Raw genomic sequence first — 17036 nt, 5'->3', positions numbered from 1 at the left:
CCGTATTCTTGTTGAAAAAAATAACAGGAGACAGGCATGTCGCTCTGGCTTACACACCCTCTGTTTATCCCCTCTCTGGTGGTTGGTATCACCATTCTGCTCTGGGCTACGTCGCTGCTGCCGGAGTTTATAACGGCGCTGCTGTTCTTTGCCGTGGCGATGGTCGCCAAAATCGCGCCACCGGATGTGATTTTTGGCGGCTTTGCGTCCTCCGCATTCTGGCTGGTGTTTAGCGGCTTTGTACTAGGTATTGCGATTCGTAAAACGGGGCTGGCGGACAGGGCGGCGAGGGCGCTGTCATCGAGGTTGACTGATTCCTGGCCGTTAATGGTGGCGAGCGTAGTGCTGCTGAGTTACGCGCTGGCATTTGTAATGCCATCCAACATGGGCCGCATTGCGCTGCTGATGCCGATTGTCGCGGCGATGGCGAAACGAGCCGGAATTAACGACGGCACGCGCGCCTGGTATGGTCTGGCACTGGCCGTCGGGTTTGGGACGTTCCAGCTTTCTGCGACGATTTTACCCGCTAACGTACCGAATCTGGTGATGAGCGGCGCGGCGGAAGGCTCTTACGGCATCCACCTCAATTATCTTCCCTATTTGCTGCTGCATACGCCGGTTCTGGGTTGGCTTAAAGGCGCGGTGCTCATTATGCTTATCTGCTGGTTGTTCCCTGGCAAGCCGCATGCGCCGCGCGATCTCACGCCGCCGGAGCCGATGAGCCGGGATGAAAAACGTCTGGCCTGGATGTTAGCGGTGGTGCTGTTCTTGTGGGTAAGCGAAAGCTGGCACGGTATTGGCCCCGCGTGGACCGGGCTGGCGGCGGCAGTTATCACATTGCTACCACGGGTTGGCTTTATCAATGGCGACGAGTTTTCCGCTGGGGTCAACATTCGTACCTGTATTTATGTGGCGGGTATTCTGGGGCTGGCGATCACCGTCACGCAGACCGGTATTGGTAGCGCCGTTGGCGAAGCGCTGTTACAGGTGATGCCGCTGGATGCGGAAAAGCCGTTTACCAGTTTCCTCGCGCTGACCGGTATTACCACTGCGCTTAATTTTATTATGACGGCGAACGGTGTTCCGGCGCTGTATACCACGTTGGCGCAAAGCTTTGCCGATGCGACGGGATTCCCACTGCTGTCGGTGATTATGATCCAGGTGCTGGGTTATTCCACACCACTGTTGCCGTATCAGGCTTCACCGATCGTGGTGGCGATGGCGCTCGGGAAAGTACCTGCAAGGGCGGGGATGCTGCTGTGTATCGCACTGGCGGCGGCAACATATCTGATTCTTCTGCCGCTGGATTACGCCTGGTTTACGGTGTTGGGAAAACTGTAGCTGTATCAAAATGTTAATTTTTTGTTTTGTGAGTGAGTGAATTGTATTATGCGCGGCAATATTGGTTAATGCCTGAGCGCAGATTTGCGCACTGGAAATTCAAGGATTGATTCATGGACAGTTTAACCCCCATCCGCTGTTGGCCTGCCATCATCTCGCTCGTGATTACGCTGACCATCTGGTTTGTTATCCCGTGTCCACCGACGTAACCCCGCAAGCGTGGCACCTGCTGGCACTGTTTATTGGTACGATCGCTGCGATTATCGGTAAAGCCATGCCGATTGGCGCAATTGCGATTGTGGCGATTATGCTGGTGGCGATGACTGGCGTTACTAACCCCGGCAAACCCTCCGCGGCGTTGAACGATGCGTTGAGTGGTTTTTCTAACCAGCTAATCTGGCTGATCGGTTTATCCATTATGCTGTCGCAAAGTCTGTTAAAGACTGGCCTGGGAGCGCGTATTGGCTACGGGTTTATTGCGCTATTTGGTAAAAGAACGCTGGGCATTGCGTGGGCATTAACCCTTGCGGAAACGCTAATTGCACCCGTAACGCCAAGCAATACCGCGCGTGGCGGCGGCATTATCCACCCGGTAATGCGGGCGATTGCGGAGAGCCTCGGCTCGCAGCCAGGCCATGCCGAGAATGGCTCAACGGGCCGTTATCTCGCGCTGGTGAACTACAACATTAACCCGATCAGCTCGGCAATGTTCATCACCGCGACCGCACCTAACCCGTTAATCGTCAGCTTTTTGACGAAGGGGACGGATGGCGTGCTGAACATGACCTGGGGAATGTGGGCTATGGCGGCGCTTCTTCCTGCTCTGGTATCACTGGTTGTCATGCCGATTGTAATCTGGTGGCTCTATCCGCCAGCTATCACGCGCACGCCAAATGCGCCGCAGTTCGCGCGGCAAAAACTGGATGCGCTGGGTCCACTATCACTGGCAGAAAAAATCACCCTGGCAGTATTCATTTTGCTGCTCTGCCTGTGGGCGGGTGTTCCAGCGATGCTGATGGGCAGTGCCTGGAGCGTAAACCCTACCAGCGCCGCGTTAATTGGATTGTCGATTCTATTGATGGCGGGCGTATTGAGCTGGGATGACATTCTTAAATGCCGCGGGGCATGGGATACGATAGTCTGGTTTGCCGCGCTGGTGATGATGGCAGATTTTCTCAGCAAACTGGGGTTGGTGGGATGGCTGGCAACCAGCGTTGGTAGTGCAATCGACCATCTTGGCGTGCACTGGAGTGTTGCAACGCTGCTGTTGATTCTGCTTTACGTCTACTCGCACTACTTTTTCGCCAGCACAACTGCGCATATTACGGCTATGTTCGCTGCGTTCTTCGCCGCAGGATTAGGCCTCGGCGCGCCACCAGCATTGCTTGGTTTAATGCTCGGTTTCTCCTCCTCCTTGATGATGTCGCTCACGCACTATGGCACGGGTACTGCGCCGATCATCTTTGGTTCGGGCTATGTCACGCTGGCGGAGTGGTGGAAAACGGGCCTGGTGATGAGTGTGGTCAACCTGACCATTTGGGGGGTGACCGGCGCCTTCTGGTGGCACTGGTTGGGATACTGGTAATACAGCGGGAGGAGTGTTCCTCCCGCCTTAACAACTTAAGCCTGTTTAGCGGCTTCTGCTGCTTTAACGATGACTGCGAAGGCGTCTGCTTTCAGAGAAGCACCACCAACCAGCGCACCGTCGATGTCCGGCTGAGCAAACAGTTCTGCCGCGTTAGCTGCGTTTACAGAACCGCCGTACTGGATGATAACTTGTTCAGCGATTTTCGCGTCAGCTTTAGCAATGTGGTCACGAATAAATTTGTGAACAGCCTGAGCCTGAGCAGGAGTTGCAGACTTACCGGTACCGATAGCCCATACTGGTTCGTAAGCGATAACGACGCCTTCGAATGCTGCTGCGCCCTGAGTTTTCAGAACCGCGTCGATCTGACGTGCGCAAACTTCTTCAGTTTTGCCTGCTTCGTTTTCTGCTTCGGTTTCACCGATGCACAGAACCGGAGTCAGACCTTGCTCTTTCAGCACAGCGAATTTTTTAGCGATCAGCTCGTCAGATTCTTTGTGGTAAGTACGACGCTCAGAGTGACCGATAATGATGTACTGCGCGCCGATATCTTTCAGCATTTCAGCACTTGTTTCACCGGTGAATGCGCCAGACAGGTTCAGATCAACGTTCTGCGCGCCCAGAATGATGTGGCTACCGGCAGCGGCGTGTTTCGCCAGGTCGATATACATTTCCGGCGGAGCAATTGCTACTGCACAGCCAGCAACGCCAGCCAGTTCTTTACGCAGATTAGCAACCAGTTCGTTTACCATGTGGCGGCTGCCGTTCAGTTTCCAGTTACCCATCACTAAAGGATGTCGCATTTCATTTCTCCACGCTTGTCAGCGAATTAAGGAATATGGCCGCCCCTCAGGGCAGCATGGTCTGTGAAACAGTATAGAGATTGATCATCCCGAAGGCTTTGCTTTTTGTCATTTCCCCGTCATTCTCCACGTTGCAGGTGCGTTGGCTGTACTCTCTCACCCCAGTCACTTACTGATGTAAGCTCCTGGGGATTCGTTGCGTCGCCGCCTTCCTGAAACGTGAATAATTTAGGGGGAATTCGACCCTTCGAGGTTTTCAGATAGTGCCAGCTTAATCGGTTCAACAGCGAAGGTCAGCCCCTTTTCACCGTTATCTGCTACGACATAGCGAATTGCGCCTTCTGTTTCGGCGTAATAGTGCTTACCTTTGCCTGCGGCGAGCAGTTTTTGCAGCTTTTTCTGGCTCTGTTCCTTCGTCAGTAGTGGTGCGACAGTGCGGATGACGGCGGTCATGTATTCCAGCGCTTTCGCTTTAGCTGCCTTTTGCTCAGGCCCCTGAATCGGTAACCAGGTAATCTGCATGCTTTTGATTTTTAGGGTGCCGCGCTCAAGAGCGGAAGATGCATACAGGTTTTCATTGATTTTACTGGCCGCGCGGGTGAGATTTGCCCGATCGCGACTGCTGTCGATGGCGCGGAACTCATTCAGGATCAGCTTCGGATTCTGTGTATTAAAGTTTTCGCGAAACTGGCTAATCGACAGGTCAAAGGTCGGCGCGCCCGCCAGTAAATAGGGGGCTGTGGTTGCCGTCGATGGCTCTTTCGCCAGTGCCGCAGTGCTCGCGGTTAAGGCTGAAAACAATAATAAAAACAGTGTAAATCCGTGCTTCATCAATCGTACCTTTCATTCTCACTGCTCACGATTAAAACGGTAACCGTCGAGCTTGTCAAAAGGGTAAACTGTTCTGGAAGGTAATAATAAAGGAACTTACATGACCATACAGCAGTGGTTATTCTCATTTAAAGGGCGCATCGGGCGCCGTGATTTCTGGATTTGGATTGGCCTATGGATCGTCGGCATGCTGGTTCTGTTTTCGCTGGCGAGCAAACAATTACTCGATATTCAGACCGCGGCTTTTTGTCTGGTGTGTCTGCTATGGCCAACGGCGGCAGTGACGGTAAAACGTCTGCATGACCGGGGGCGTTCCGGAGCGTGGGCGCTGTTGATGATTCTGGCGTGGATGCTGCTGGCCGGAAATTGGGCGATGTTACCCGGCGTCTGGCAATGGGCGGTAGGCCGCTTTGTTCCAACGTTGATTCTGGTCGGTATGCTTATCGATCTGGGTGCGTTCATTGGCACCCAGGACGCAAATAAATATGGTAAGGATACGCAGGACGTAAAGTACAGAGCTGGCTCGTAGGCCGGATAAGCGCAAGCGCCATCCGGCAAAATGCCCGGGTGTTTACCGGGCAGTAAAACGTTCTTACCAGTAGTGCTCTGCAGTCATATGGCCCGGTCGGCGGCGCAGGTGTTTGGTCATCTGCCGGGTCTCTTTCAGCAACTGCTGCGTGTCGCGTACCATCTGCGGGTTTCCACACAGCATCACATGGCAGGTTTCTTTATCCAATGGCAGCCCGACTGCTTTTTCCAGCTCACCGCTTTCAATCAGCGCCGGTACACGCCCGGTCAGCGAATCTGCCACGGTTTCACGGCTGACAACCGTCTGGATACGTAATTTACCTTCGTAGCGCTTTTCCAGCGCCTGCATCAACGGTAGATAGCTCAAATCGGCGGCATAACGCGCGGCGTGGACCAGCACCAGGTTTTTGAAGCGATCCAGGTCCTTGCCTAACTGCAGAATCGACAAATATGGGCCGATAGCCGTGCCGGTTGCCAGCATCCACAGCGTGTCGCAATCGGGGACTTCATCCAGCACGAAGAAACCAGCCGCTTCACTCACCACCTGGACTTCATCGCCAGGCTTCAGTGCTGCCAGACGAGGGCTGAGTTTGCCGTCGGGAACCGTCACCAGATAAAACTCTAAATCGGGGTTATCAGGGGCATTGACGTAAGAATAGGCACGCTGGACGCGTTCGCCGTCGATCTCAAGGCCAAGCTTGGTGAATTGACCTGCAGTGAAAGGAAGAACCGGAGCTCGCACGGTCAAACTAAACAGGGCATCGGTCCAGTTCTGTACCTTCGTGACTTTGCCTGTTACCCAATCTGCCATGGTTTTCTCCTGTCTGCTTTGATTGCCTTATCTTCGTTCGTTGGACGAAAGATTTCCAGCCCATATGGGCTGGAAGGCTCTATTGATCAAATCAATTACAGGATGTGCGCCTGCACATCGGGATCTTTACGATCGAGGTAGTGAATCGACTGAATGCGGCGGATCGTACGTGATTTGCCGCGGATCAGCAGCGTTTCGGTGGTCGCGATATTACCTTTACGGCTAATCCCTTCCAGCAAATCGCCTTTGGTGATGCCGGTGGCGGAGAAAATGACGTTGTCGCTACGCGCCATTTCATCGAGGCGCAGCGCTTTGCCCGCTTCAATGCCCATGGCGGCGCAACGAGCCAGTTCTTGTTCGCCAATGCGACGGTTCTCTTCGCTGTCGCCTTTGACGTCATGACGTGCCAGCAAACGGCCCTGCATGTCGCCGTCCAGCGCGCGGATGACGGCGGCAGAAACCACGCCTTCCGGTGCGCCGCCAATGCCGTACAGCACGTCAACTTCACTGTCTGGCATGCAGGTCAGAATGGAGGCTGCAACGTCACCGTCTGGAATAGCAAAGACGCGCACGCCCAGTTTTTGCATTTCGGCGATCGTTTCATCATGGCGTGGCTTGGCCAGAATGGTGACGGTCAGTTCACTCAGCGGCTTATTGAGTGCAGCGGCAACGTTATGCAGGTTGGCTTCCAGCGACAGGTTCAGGTCGATAGACCCTTTTGCGCCTGGGCCGACAATCAGCTTCTCCATGTACATGTCTGGCGCGTTCAGGAAGCAACCTTTATCGCCAACAGCCAGTACGGCCAGCGCGTTTGCCTGACCCATTGCCGTCATGCGTGTGCCTTCGATAGGATCGACGGCGATGTCGACCGCATCACCAAGACCGGTCCCGACTTTCTCACCGATAAACAGCATCGGCGCTTCATCGATCTCGCCCTCGCCAATCACGATGGTGCCGTCAATGTTGACCTGGTTGAGCATAATACGCATGGCGTTTACCGCCGCGCCGTCAGCGGTATTTTTATCGCCGCGGCCCAGCCATTTATAGCCAGCCAGCGCGGCCGCTTCGGTCACGCGTGAAAATTCAATGGCAAGTTCTCGTCTCATTGCAAACTCGTAGCTGAAAGGAATGGCGCGAAGTGTAGCACAGGGGAGGGGGCGAGATTATTGATGTGTGTGCGGGGTTGCCCCCGCACGAAGATATTGCCGGATAAGGCACAGTTGCCATCCGGCTATGACGTATTACTCGTCGTGATCTTCCCACGCCATGGCGCGTTTGACCGCTTTTTTCCAGCCGCTGTAACGGAAGTTACGTTCGGTGGTTTCGATGCCTGGGCGGAATTCACGCTCGATGACTGCTTTTTCCTGCAGCTCATCCAGATTCTGCCAGAAGCCTACTGCCAGACCAGCCAGGTATGCCGCACCCAATGCGGTGACTTCGCGGACTTCCGGGCGCTCAACGCGCGTGCCGAGAATGTCGGACTGGAACTGCATCAGGAAGTTGTTGGCGACCGCACCGCCATCAACACGCAGGGCGTGCAGGCGAATACCGGAGTCAGCCTGCATCGCTTCCAGAACATCACGAGTCTGGTAAGCGATAGACTCAAGCGTGGCGCGGATGATGTGGTTGGAGTTTACCCCACGGGTCAGACCAAAGATGGCGCCGCGAGCATACGGGTCCCAGTACGGTGCGCCCAGGCCAGTAAATGCCGGAACGACGTACACACCGTTGGTATCTTTCACTTTGGTGGCGAAATATTCGGAGTCGAATGCATCGCTGATGAGTTTCATTTCATCGCGCAGCCACTGGATGGAGGCGCCAGCCATAAATACCGCACCTTCCAGCGCGTAGTTCACTTCCCCGGTCGGTCCGCAGGCGATGGTGGTGAGCAGTCCGTTTTCGGACTTAACGGCTTTCTCGCCGGTGTTCATCAGCATGAAGCAGCCGGTACCGTAAGTATTTTTCGCCATCCCTTCCTTCACGCACAGCTGGCCAAACAGCGCCGCCTGCTGATCACCGGCGATACCGGAGATAGGAATACGAATACCGCCTTTACCACCGATGTTGGTCTGGCCGTACACTTCAGAAGAGCGACGCACTTCAGGCAGCATTGCACGCGGAATATCCAGCGCATCCAGCATCGTGTCATCCCAGTCCAGGGAGTGGATGTTGAACAGCATGGTACGCGAGGCGTTGGTGTAATCTGTGACGTGTACGCGCCCCTGCGTCATTTTCCAGATAAGCCAGGTGTCTACGGTACCAAACAGCAGTTCGCCGCGACGAGCGCGCTCACGCGAGCCTTCTACGTGGTCGAGGATCCACTTCACCTTGGTACCGGAGAAGTACGGGTCAATAACCAGACCGGTGTTGTTACGGATGTACTCTTCCATGCCGTCACGTTTGAGCTTTTCGCAGATATCCGCGGTACGACGGCACTGCCACACAATGGCGTTATAGATTGGTTTACCGGTTTCGCGTTCCCAGACGATGGTGGTTTCACGCTGGTTGGTAATACCGATCGCTGCAATTTCATCGGAACTGATATCGGCTTTCGCCAGAACTTCTACCAGCGTGGAGCTTTGGGTCGCCCAAATTTCCATTGGGTCATGTTCTACCCAACCGGCTTTCGGGTAGATTTGTTCGAATTCGCGCTGTGAAACGGCAACGATATTCGCATCGTGGTCCATTACGACCGCGCGGGAGCTGGTGGTGCCCTGGTCGAGCGCAACGATATATTTTTTTTCAGTCATAATTTTTTGTCCCGTAGTCACATTACTGCGAAGCTTTTTGTTGAGTGTTGGCCGCAACGTCTTTTTCTTCAATCGCGCAGACATCGCACGGTAAATGACGACCAATCAGTTTGCGATATGCCCATGCGCCCAAAATCGCGCCGGTAATCGGGCCAAACACCGGAACCAGGAAGTAAGGGATATCGCGACCACCCGTGAAGGCAATCTCACCCCATCCGGCCATCCAGGCGAAGAGTTTCGGTCCGAAGTCACGTGCCGGGTTCATTGCAAAACCTGTCAGCGGACCCATGGAAGCACCAATAACGGCAATCAACAAGCCGATCAGCAGTGGTGCCAGCGGACCACGAGGTACACCGTTACCATCGTCGGTCAGAGCCAGAATCAGCCCCATTAGAATAGCGGTAATGACCATTTCAACCGCGAAGGCCTGCACAAAATTGATATGCGGGTTCGGATAGGTGGAGAAAGTACCTGCCAGACCCAGGCTCTCGGTACTGCCGCGTACGATATGGTTAGTTTGTTCGAAATCGAGGAAAAGATTGTAATAAAGCCCGTAAACCAGTGCCGCTGCGCAAAAGGCGCCGGCAATTTGCGAAATAATAAAAGGAACAACTTTGCGTTTATCAAAACAGGCGAACAGCCAGAGTGCGATGGTTACCGCGGGATTCAGGTGTGCACCAGAAACGCCTGCGGTCAGATAGATAGCCATCGCTACCCCCAGACCCCAGATGACACTGATTTCCCACTGACCGAAAGTAGCCCCAGCCACTTTAAGTGCAGCGACACAGCCCACACCGAAGAAAATCAACAACCCGGTACCGAGGAATTCAGCAATGCACTGGCCTTTTAAGGTTGATGTTTGACTCATAATCGGATCCTGAAGAGAGTTTAATGTTTATTGTGTGCGAGAAGGTCACTGACATCCCCGGAGCCGGTAGGCACACTGTTAATTTATCGTTAACGCGCAAAAACGAGAAATATCGAAATTAAAATGTGTGTACTGCATCAACAAAATGAGCGTTTTCGCGCCATTGTGAGGTATTTGTTATACAAAAATAGTGTGAGCTGAATCATTTCACTGATCAACCTGTTAACACTTAAGAGTTATGACAGTAATGTCACCAGGAGAAAGACTAAAAGTGTTGCAAACCGCAATCTGCGCGGGATGCCGCTGGACAGGGATGACGCGGCTTCATACAATCGGTGTTAAGTAGAGTGCGCTCGTTTTTATTAAGGCGTCGCCGGTTATCGGGACGAGGATTTTTATCCATCAACGCCTTGCAATTCAGGAGAGGTATGACGATGTCATTAGAAGTGTTTGAGAAACTGGAAGCAAAAGTACAGCAGGCGATTGATACCATCACGCTGTTGCAGATGGAAATCGAAGAGCTGAAAGAAAAGAACAACTCACTGTCGCAGGAAGTTCAGACTGCACAGCAGCAGCGTGAAGAACTGGAGCGTGAGAACAACAGCCTGAAAGAACAGCAGAGCGGCTGGCAGGATCGTCTGCATGCCCTGCTGGGTCGTATGGAAGAAGTCTAATTCTGATTTCTTGAAAAAGGCATCCATAATGGATGCCTTTTTGCTATGTAGAGATTAGGATATCGTATTTTTTAAATATCAAAGAATACGATATGACAAAAAGAAACGATATTATTGATGATTCGGATCGACTTATCACCAGAGATATTAGATATGGTCTTATCTATACAGATAATTTAGGATGGATTGATTTAGGCCATGCTAATCCGGCAGGGGCTGAAAAATTATGGTTTGAAATGACAAGGCCTCGTGGTGGTGATAGTGAGTTTTATGAAGTGAATTATCATCAAAGTATGTCCAAAAACATTCATGGCATAAATATCAATACTGGTATATATCGTAGATTTATGGTGCGCCGAGGATTGCAGGAGCGAACCTTACAAGGTATTGCTTTATCAATATTCTTAGGTACGTCACATCGCTTTGAGTCCTTACAGGACTTTTGGCCTTATGTTTATTTAACGGATAGTGGTTATAGTGCTGAAGATTTGGTCTCAAATCTATTTGGTTTTTACCAAGCGGTAAATTATGCAGATTACACCTCTTACCTTCAGATATGCTCGAAAGAAAAGGCTTATCGAATCTGGGACTTCTATGGCCCAGTTGGTGAGTTTAAGAATAAAAGTGTTATTCCGTTACTGTTTCCTGACCCTATCAATAAAGATAAGAGACATGAACCCTATTCGGGTGAATTACCTTTATTTATGGATGTAATAAGACCTATTGCTAATCCTGATTATGTTCGGGAACTTCACATATGAAATCCAGGAGATCAGGATTTATTATTGTGTTTATGCTTTTTATTGCGCTATTTTATTGTCATTTTATGGTGAGCATCTATACAGAAAAAATCTACACTCAGCAGAATTTATTGTTTTATCATCTGCTAACACCGAAACCTCTTAAACAGGCTCCAAGGATATCTAACGACTGGTTTTTTGTAAGCTATGCAGATGATGGTAGTCATCTTCAACGCAGTGAGATAATTTTTACCGGGATACAAAAGAGTGGCATTCAGATAGCTGAGGATAAATTAAATGCTTATATCGAAACTTATCCTGTCAGTCGTGAGACGATGAGTATCGTTGTCGAAGAAAAATATAAAAAGTATGATATTAAAGTCATTCATTACGAATCAAATGAATGAAAAAAAGGCCATCAAATTTGCTGATGGCCTTTTTCGCTTACTCGATATCGAGCGGGTCTTCGGAGAGGATTATCCCGGTGTTATCGGCGTACAGGTGGTCGCCGGAGAAGAACGTCACGCCACCGAAGTTGACGCGTACATCGCTTTCCCCAATGCCTTCACCTGAGGCGCCTACCGGAATCGCGGCAATCGCCTGAATGCCGATGTCCAGCTCTCCCAGATCGTCTACCTGGCGGACTGAGCCGTAGATGACCAGACCTTCCCATTCATTCTGTACTGCCAGGCGCGCCAGTTCGGCATCGACCAGCGCACGACGAACAGAACCGCCGCCATCGACCAGCAGAACACGACCACGGCCATTTTGTTCGAGCAGATCGTACAGCAACCCGTTGTCCTCGAAACATTTTACCGTGATGATTTGTCCGCCAAACGACGCCCGTCCTCCAAAGTTAGAGAACAGCGGTTCCACGACGTTGACATCTTCCTGATAGATGTCACAAAGCTCGGATGTATCGTATTTCATAGGCTTAACGTTCAGTTGCTGCGAGAATTTTTAGTATATCGCGCTATGTGTACTGTTGGCAAAATCATCAATTGTTAATTGATATTTGTCAGTTAAAGAGACCACTGACTTAAGAAAATTCCAACGACAAACAGCAGGTTAGTTAACAATGCCGCTTTTACAGTACGTTCCAGCATTGGGCGCATTGCCGCCGGATCCATCTCATGCATCACGTAACGCGCCTGTTTGATTAGCAACGGAGCGGCGAGAATAAACAGCCATCCCCACAGGCTTTGCAGTGAGAACAGGTTAAACAGCGCCAGGCAGACCAGCGTCCCCATCAGCAGGCAGGCGTGGTAGCGGCGGGCATTAACAGCGCCTAAACGTACGACCAGCGTGTTCTTGCCGTTCTCTCTGTCGCTGTTGATATCGCGCAGGTTGTTGACGTTGAGCACGGCGGTTGCCAGCAGGCCGCAGGCGGTGGCAGGCAGAATCAGCGCTGGAATCAACGTATGCGCCTGCAGATACCAACTTCCCATTACGCTGAGCCAGCCGAAGAATACCAGCACAGAAATATCGCCCAGGCCGATATATCCGTAAGGGCGATTACCCACGGTGTAAGTGATCGCGGCGATAATCGACAGGCCGCCGAGCACCAGGAAACCGACAAAATCCGCCAGCGTGTGACAGGCTACAGCAACCAGGGCCAGCCCGGACAGACAGATCAGCACCACGGTGACGATCAGCGCGCGCTTCATCTGCTGTTGGGTGATGACCCCTTTTTGCATACCGCGCAGCGGTCCAATACGGTCGGGCTTGTCGCTGCCTTTGACGGCATCGCCATAGTCGTTAGCGAGATTGGACAGAATTTGCAGCAGTCCTGCCGTAATCAATGCCAGCAGAGCAACCAGCGGATCGAAGTATCCTTGCCACCATGCTAATGCCGTACCGACGATGATCGCCGCGAAGGCGAGCGGTAAGGTCTTAGGTCGTAAACTTTCCAGCCAGGCTTGTGAGCGGCTAATTTGTTGTTGTTCAGTCATATTTAGCGCCAATAAAAATGGGGCTTTATCAGCCCCATCAACAGTGATGAAAATGCATTGAACGCGATTATAGGATAAAACGGCTCAGATCTTCATCTGCGACCAGCGCATCCAGATGTTTGCTCACATATTCGGCATCAATTGTGATGCTTTGGCCGTTCAAATCGCTCGCATCATAGGAAATATCTTCCATCAGACGTTCCAGAACGGTATGCAGACGACGTGCACCGATGTTTTCGGTGGTTTCGTTGACCTGCCAGGCCGCTTCGGCAATGCGTTTAATACCGGATTCAGTGAAGTTGATGTCCACACCTTCAGTCGCCATCAGCGCTTTGTACTGGACGGTGATGGAGGCATTCGGTTCGGTAAGGATACGCTCAAAATCGCTGGTGGTCAGCGCCTGCAGCTCGACACGAATCGGCAGACGACCCTGCAGTTCCGGGATCAGGTCGGACGGTTTGGCTACCTGGAATGCGCCAGAAGCGATAAACAGAATGTGATCTGTTTTCACCATGCCGTGCTTGGTGGAGACCGTACAGCCTTCAACCAGCGGCAGCAGGTCGCGCTGTACGCCTTCACGGGACACGTCCGGGCCGGAGGATTCACCGCGCTTACAGATTTTGTCGATTTCGTCGATAAACACGATCCCGTGCTGTTCAACGGCATCGATAGCTTCCTGTTTGAGCTCTTCCGGGTTCACCAGTTTGGCCGCTTCTTCTTCAATCAGCAGCTTCATCGCGTCTTTGATTTTCAGCTTACGCGGTTTTTGTTTCTGACCGCCCAGGTTCTGGAACATGGACTGCAGCTGGCTGGTCATTTCTTCCATTCCCGGAGGCGCCATAATTTCAACGCCCATCGGTGCGGCTGCGAGATCGATTTCAATCTCTTTATCATCCAGCTGGCCTTCACGCAGTTTTTTACGGAATGCCTGACGTGCTGCAGAAGGTTCCTGCGGCTGCTCTGACTGTCCCCAGTTATTTTTAGCCGGTGGGATCAGCACGTCGAGAATGCGCTCTTCCGCCATCTCTTCGGCACGGAAGCGGTTTTTCTCGATTGCCTGCACGCGGACCATTTTAATGGCAGCATCGGTCAGGTCGCGGATGATGGAGTCAACTTCTTTACCAACATAGCCGACTTCGGTGAATTTTGTTGCTTCAACTTTGATGAACGGCGCGTTGGCCAGTTTTGCCAGACGACGGGCAATTTCGGTTTTACCGACGCCGGTCGGGCCAATCATCAGAATGTTTTTCGGCGTGACTTCATGGCGCAACTCTTCGTTGAGCTGCATACGACGCCAGCGGTTACGCAGGGCGATCGCCACGGAACGCTTCGCGTTATCCTGGCCGATGATGTGTTTGTTCAGTTCGCTGACAATTTCGCGTGGGGTCATTTCAGACATGGGGGATCCTTACGCTTTGGAGTTCAATTCTTCGATGGTATGGAAGTGGTTGGTATAAATGCAGATATCCCCTGCAATATCCAACGCTTTTTCAGCAATCTCGCGTGCGCCAAGCTCGGTGTTTTCAAGCAGAGCGCGTGCAGCAGCCTGGGCGTAGGGACCGCCGGAGCCGATAGCAATCAGATCGTTTTCTGGCTGGATGACATCGCCGTTACCGGTGATGATGAGCGATGCAGTTTCATCTGCGACGGCCAGCAGCGCTTCGAGTTTGCGCAGCATACGGTCGGTACGCCAGTCTTTTGCCAGTTCAACGGCAGCTTTCACCAGGTGACCCTGGTGCATTTCCAGCTTGCGTTCAAACAGTTCAAACAGCGTGAATGCATCCGCAGTACCGCCCGCAAAGCCCGCGATGACTTTATCGTTGTACAGACGGCGGACTTTCTTCACGTTGCCTTTCATTACGGTGTTACCCAGTGTGGCCTGACCATCACCGGCGATTACCACATGGCCGTTACGGCGTACGCTTACTATTGTTGTCACGAGCAGACCCCTTGGTTACAAATGCAATGTACAGGCCCCGCACAGTGTACGGGGCGTAATGCAAGTATAGATGGGGGAGATTTTGGGGGTTTCAACCCCCAGTGGAGAGTCGAATGCAGTTTGTGTGACCAGCAACCTTCAGGCGGCTGATGGTGTTGTCGGCATTCTCTTTGCCTTTGACCGGACCAATGACCACACGATTCCAGCCGTTATTGGTGGTTATACGGGAGTTAAAGCCTTCAAAGGCCAGCTGTGCACGCACAGTTTCTGCCTGCTCAGCGCCTTTAAATGATCCGCACTGAACCATCCAGCGGCGTTCATCTTTTTTCTCAGCCGTCTGTTTTGGCGGCTGCGTTTCATTGGTTATTGGCGCGGCCGGCTGCGGTTTTGGCTGAGCAGCGGTGGTATGCGCTGGCGTTTGCAGCAGATCCTGATACGGCTGTTGCGCCGCCGGTTTTGGCTGCGCTTTCGGCTGCTGTACCGGCGCGGCTTGTGCTGTACGCGTTTGCTGCTGCTGATACGGCTGTTCTGTTGCCCGTGGACGCGGCTGCTGAGCCTGCTGCTGGGCATTGTTCCACTGCTGCTGTTGCACCTGACGCTGACGCTGCAGCGTTTGCTGGCGCTGTTCAGCCGTTTGCTCGTTCCACGGTACTTCGTTGAGCTGTGTCGGCTGTTGACGCATATCAGCCTGCATTTGCGCCAATAGCTGACGCTGCTCATTGGTTAGCTGATCGGCATTCAGCACCTCGCCGCCCGCAGACGGTTCGGTAGGCGCACGTACGCCTGGCTGACGGCTTTCCAGCTCTTTGATGTATCGCCAGCGCTCTTCCGGTTTTGGCGGGATGCCATTACCGGTGACTTTCTGGTTTTGCAGCGTTTCGGACTCTTCTTTCTTGTGATGCGTAATGAAGTACAGACCACCGATAAAGGTCACGAGTACGGCTGCAGCAATAGCAACCATTGCGGGCGATACCGCAGGCGTATTGCGTTGTTTTTTCCGTGATGTGCTCTTCTTGCGCCGCGAAGGTGCCGGTTGGCCGCGACGTACATAATCTCGTTGTGCCACTATCGTTTCGCTGTATTTATTCGTTCGTCAGCCCGCCATGTTACTTAAGCGGCGGGCCTTTGACCAGACAGGGGAGTCCGAAAGCACTTTACTTTACGTCAGTGCCCGGGTAGTACCCCGAATAATAAGCTCGCAGTCCAGTAAACGTGAGCCACTGCTGACGCTCTGCCCTTGTAATTGATCGAGCAGTAACAGCATAGCTTCACGTCCGATATCGAAACGCGGCTGTGCGACGGTTGTCAGGGGTGGATCACAAAATTCCGTGAGCGAAATGTTATCAAAGCCAATAATGGATAAATCATCAGGGACTTTCAGACCCTGGCGTTTGGCGTAAGAGAGTGCGCCCAGCGCCATGACGTCGCTGTGACAAAAGACCGCGGTAGGCGGCTGCGGTAGTTCAAGGAGCTGCTTCAGCGCATTGGCTCCCGCTTCATAGGTAAAGTCACCGCGCGCGATAAAATGCGGATCGACCGTAATTCCGCTGCGGCGTAATGCCTGAACGTAGCCTTGCAGACGGTAATGGCACAGCGGCATATCTTCGGGGCCGGCGATACAGCCAATGCGTTTATGCCCCAGTTCCAGCAGATAATTCATCGCGTTAAAGGCGGCGGTGAGGTTATCAATGTGCACGGTGGGGAGTTCCAGCTCTGGCGCGAACTCGTTGGACATGACCATTGGCGGTAAATTGCGCTGCTCTTCCACGCTTGCATCAAACGGCAGGCGCGAGCTGAGCAGTACCATGCCATCGATCTGCTTGGTGATAATGAGGTTAAGAAACGTCTTTTCCTGCTGGTTCTGATGCGCGCAGTCGCCAATAAGCACCAGGTATCCCTGTTCTGCGGCAGTTACTTCAATGCCACGAATCACTTCGCTAAAAAACGGATCGCAGATATCCGGCACAATCACCAGAATGGTACGCGACTCATTACGCTTAACGTTACGTCCCATTGATTGGGGTAGATATCCCACTTCCAGCGCTGCCTGCTCAACCTTGTTACGGGTTGACTGCGAGACTTTGTCCGGGTTCATTAATGCGCGGGATACGGTTGCCGTTGAGACTTTCGCCTTCAGAGCAACATCTTTCATCGTAGCGGCGGCAACCTGCTTATTCGGTTTCACTCTTTCTCCTCGCCAGAGAGCTGCTGGCA

Annotated in this window: 17 protein-coding genes and 1 pseudogene; 6 read left to right on the top strand and 12 right to left on the bottom strand. The window is 52.5% G+C overall.

The features are described from left to right. The first annotated feature begins 36 nt into the window (after positions 1–36). Both OGY37_RS21565 and OGY37_RS21560 read left to right on the top strand, forming a co-directional pair. On the top strand, positions 37–1341 hold the full coding sequence (locus OGY37_RS21565; protein ID WP_148362600.1) for an SLC13 family permease: 1305 nt from the start codon (positions 37–39) through the stop codon (positions 1339–1341). Positions 1342–1454: 113 nt separating this feature from the next. Continuing rightward, positions 1455–2926, top strand: a pseudogene (locus OGY37_RS21560) (DASS family sodium-coupled anion symporter). 35 nt (positions 2927–2961) lie between these two features. On the opposite strand, the gene tpiA reads toward OGY37_RS21560, so the two are convergent. Together tpiA and OGY37_RS21550 are read right to left on the bottom strand one after the other, a co-directional pair. Next, positions 2962–3729, bottom strand: a complete 768-nt coding sequence (gene tpiA, locus OGY37_RS21555) for a triose-phosphate isomerase (RefSeq protein ID WP_003028783.1) — start codon at positions 3727–3729, stop codon at positions 2962–2964. Between the two features lie 228 nt (positions 3730–3957). Further along, positions 3958–4560: a YiiQ family protein gene (locus OGY37_RS21550; RefSeq protein ID WP_003825203.1), complete on the bottom strand. Its 603-nt coding sequence runs from the start codon at positions 4558–4560 to the stop codon at positions 3958–3960. Between the two features lie 100 nt (positions 4561–4660). Between OGY37_RS21550 and OGY37_RS21545 the strand changes: the two genes are divergently transcribed. After that, positions 4661–5089: a DUF805 domain-containing protein gene (locus OGY37_RS21545; protein WP_003825201.1), complete on the top strand. Its 429-nt coding sequence runs from the start codon at positions 4661–4663 to the stop codon at positions 5087–5089. A 63-nt stretch (positions 5090–5152) separates the two neighbouring features. Here the strand turns inward: OGY37_RS21545 and fpr are convergent, their stop codons facing one another. From fpr to OGY37_RS21525, 4 genes are all read right to left on the bottom strand, one after another. Next, positions 5153–5899: a ferredoxin--NADP(+) reductase gene (fpr, locus tag OGY37_RS21540; RefSeq protein ID WP_126319619.1), complete on the bottom strand. Its 747-nt coding sequence runs from the start codon at positions 5897–5899 to the stop codon at positions 5153–5155. A 95-nt stretch (positions 5900–5994) separates the two neighbouring features. Further along, positions 5995–7005: a class II fructose-bisphosphatase gene (glpX, locus tag OGY37_RS21535; RefSeq protein WP_003840506.1), complete on the bottom strand. Its 1011-nt coding sequence runs from the start codon at positions 7003–7005 to the stop codon at positions 5995–5997. 135 nt (positions 7006–7140) lie between these two features. Beyond that, positions 7141–8649, bottom strand: coding sequence for a glycerol kinase GlpK (glpK, locus tag OGY37_RS21530; RefSeq protein ID WP_003028792.1), 1509 nt, complete (start codon positions 8647–8649; stop codon positions 7141–7143). A gap of 22 nt (positions 8650–8671) precedes the next feature. Continuing rightward, the gene (locus OGY37_RS21525) at positions 8672–9517 is read right to left on the bottom strand and encodes an MIP/aquaporin family protein (RefSeq protein WP_008787032.1); all 846 of its coding nucleotides are present in this window, start codon (positions 9515–9517) and stop codon (positions 8672–8674) included. 428 nt (positions 9518–9945) lie between these two features. Between OGY37_RS21525 and zapB the strand changes: the two genes are divergently transcribed. The 3 genes from zapB to OGY37_RS21510 all read left to right on the top strand — a co-directional run bounded on the left by zapB (position 9946) and on the right by OGY37_RS21510 (position 11338). Next, positions 9946–10191: a septal ring assembly protein ZapB gene (gene zapB / locus OGY37_RS21520; protein ID WP_095533156.1), complete on the top strand. Its 246-nt coding sequence runs from the start codon at positions 9946–9948 to the stop codon at positions 10189–10191. 92 nt (positions 10192–10283) lie between these two features. Continuing rightward, positions 10284–10952: a hypothetical protein gene (locus OGY37_RS21515; protein WP_032934070.1), complete on the top strand. Its 669-nt coding sequence runs from the start codon at positions 10284–10286 to the stop codon at positions 10950–10952. Further along, on the top strand, positions 10949–11338 hold the full coding sequence (locus OGY37_RS21510; RefSeq protein WP_003825190.1) for a hypothetical protein: 390 nt from the start codon (positions 10949–10951) through the stop codon (positions 11336–11338). Before OGY37_RS21515 ends, OGY37_RS21510 begins: the two co-directional genes overlap by 4 nt. A gap of 37 nt (positions 11339–11375) precedes the next feature. On the opposite strand, the gene rraA is transcribed toward OGY37_RS21510, so the two are convergent. The 6 genes from rraA to cytR all read right to left on the bottom strand — a co-directional run bounded on the left by rraA (position 11376) and on the right by cytR (position 17007). Then, on the bottom strand, positions 11376–11861 hold the full coding sequence (rraA, locus tag OGY37_RS21505; protein ID WP_079939327.1) for a ribonuclease E activity regulator RraA: 486 nt from the start codon (positions 11859–11861) through the stop codon (positions 11376–11378). 92 nt (positions 11862–11953) lie between these two features. Continuing rightward, complete coding sequence (menA, locus tag OGY37_RS21500; protein WP_149384907.1) at positions 11954–12883, bottom strand: 1,4-dihydroxy-2-naphthoate polyprenyltransferase; 930 nt, start codon at positions 12881–12883, stop codon at positions 11954–11956. A 67-nt stretch (positions 12884–12950) separates the two neighbouring features. Beyond that, on the bottom strand, positions 12951–14282 hold the full coding sequence (gene hslU, locus OGY37_RS21495) for an ATP-dependent protease ATPase subunit HslU (RefSeq protein ID WP_003028803.1): 1332 nt from the start codon (positions 14280–14282) through the stop codon (positions 12951–12953). A gap of 9 nt (positions 14283–14291) precedes the next feature. Then, entirely contained in the window at positions 14292–14822 is a 531-nt protein-coding gene (gene hslV / locus OGY37_RS21490) for an ATP-dependent protease subunit HslV (RefSeq protein ID WP_003028805.1), read from the bottom strand. A 91-nt stretch (positions 14823–14913) separates the two neighbouring features. After that, positions 14914–15888, bottom strand: coding sequence for a cell division protein FtsN (gene ftsN / locus OGY37_RS21485; protein WP_072025521.1), 975 nt, complete (start codon positions 15886–15888; stop codon positions 14914–14916). A gap of 93 nt (positions 15889–15981) precedes the next feature. Next, positions 15982–17007, bottom strand: coding sequence for a DNA-binding transcriptional regulator CytR (gene cytR, locus OGY37_RS21480; RefSeq protein ID WP_003825179.1), 1026 nt, complete (start codon positions 17005–17007; stop codon positions 15982–15984). Positions 17008–17036: the final 29 nt, after the last annotated feature.

It is taken from the genome of Citrobacter sp. Cpo030, from assembly GCF_030333005.1.
Classification (GTDB): domain Bacteria; phylum Pseudomonadota; class Gammaproteobacteria; order Enterobacterales; family Enterobacteriaceae; genus Citrobacter; species Citrobacter portucalensis.
This window is presented reverse-complemented; position numbering and strand designations above follow the sequence as displayed.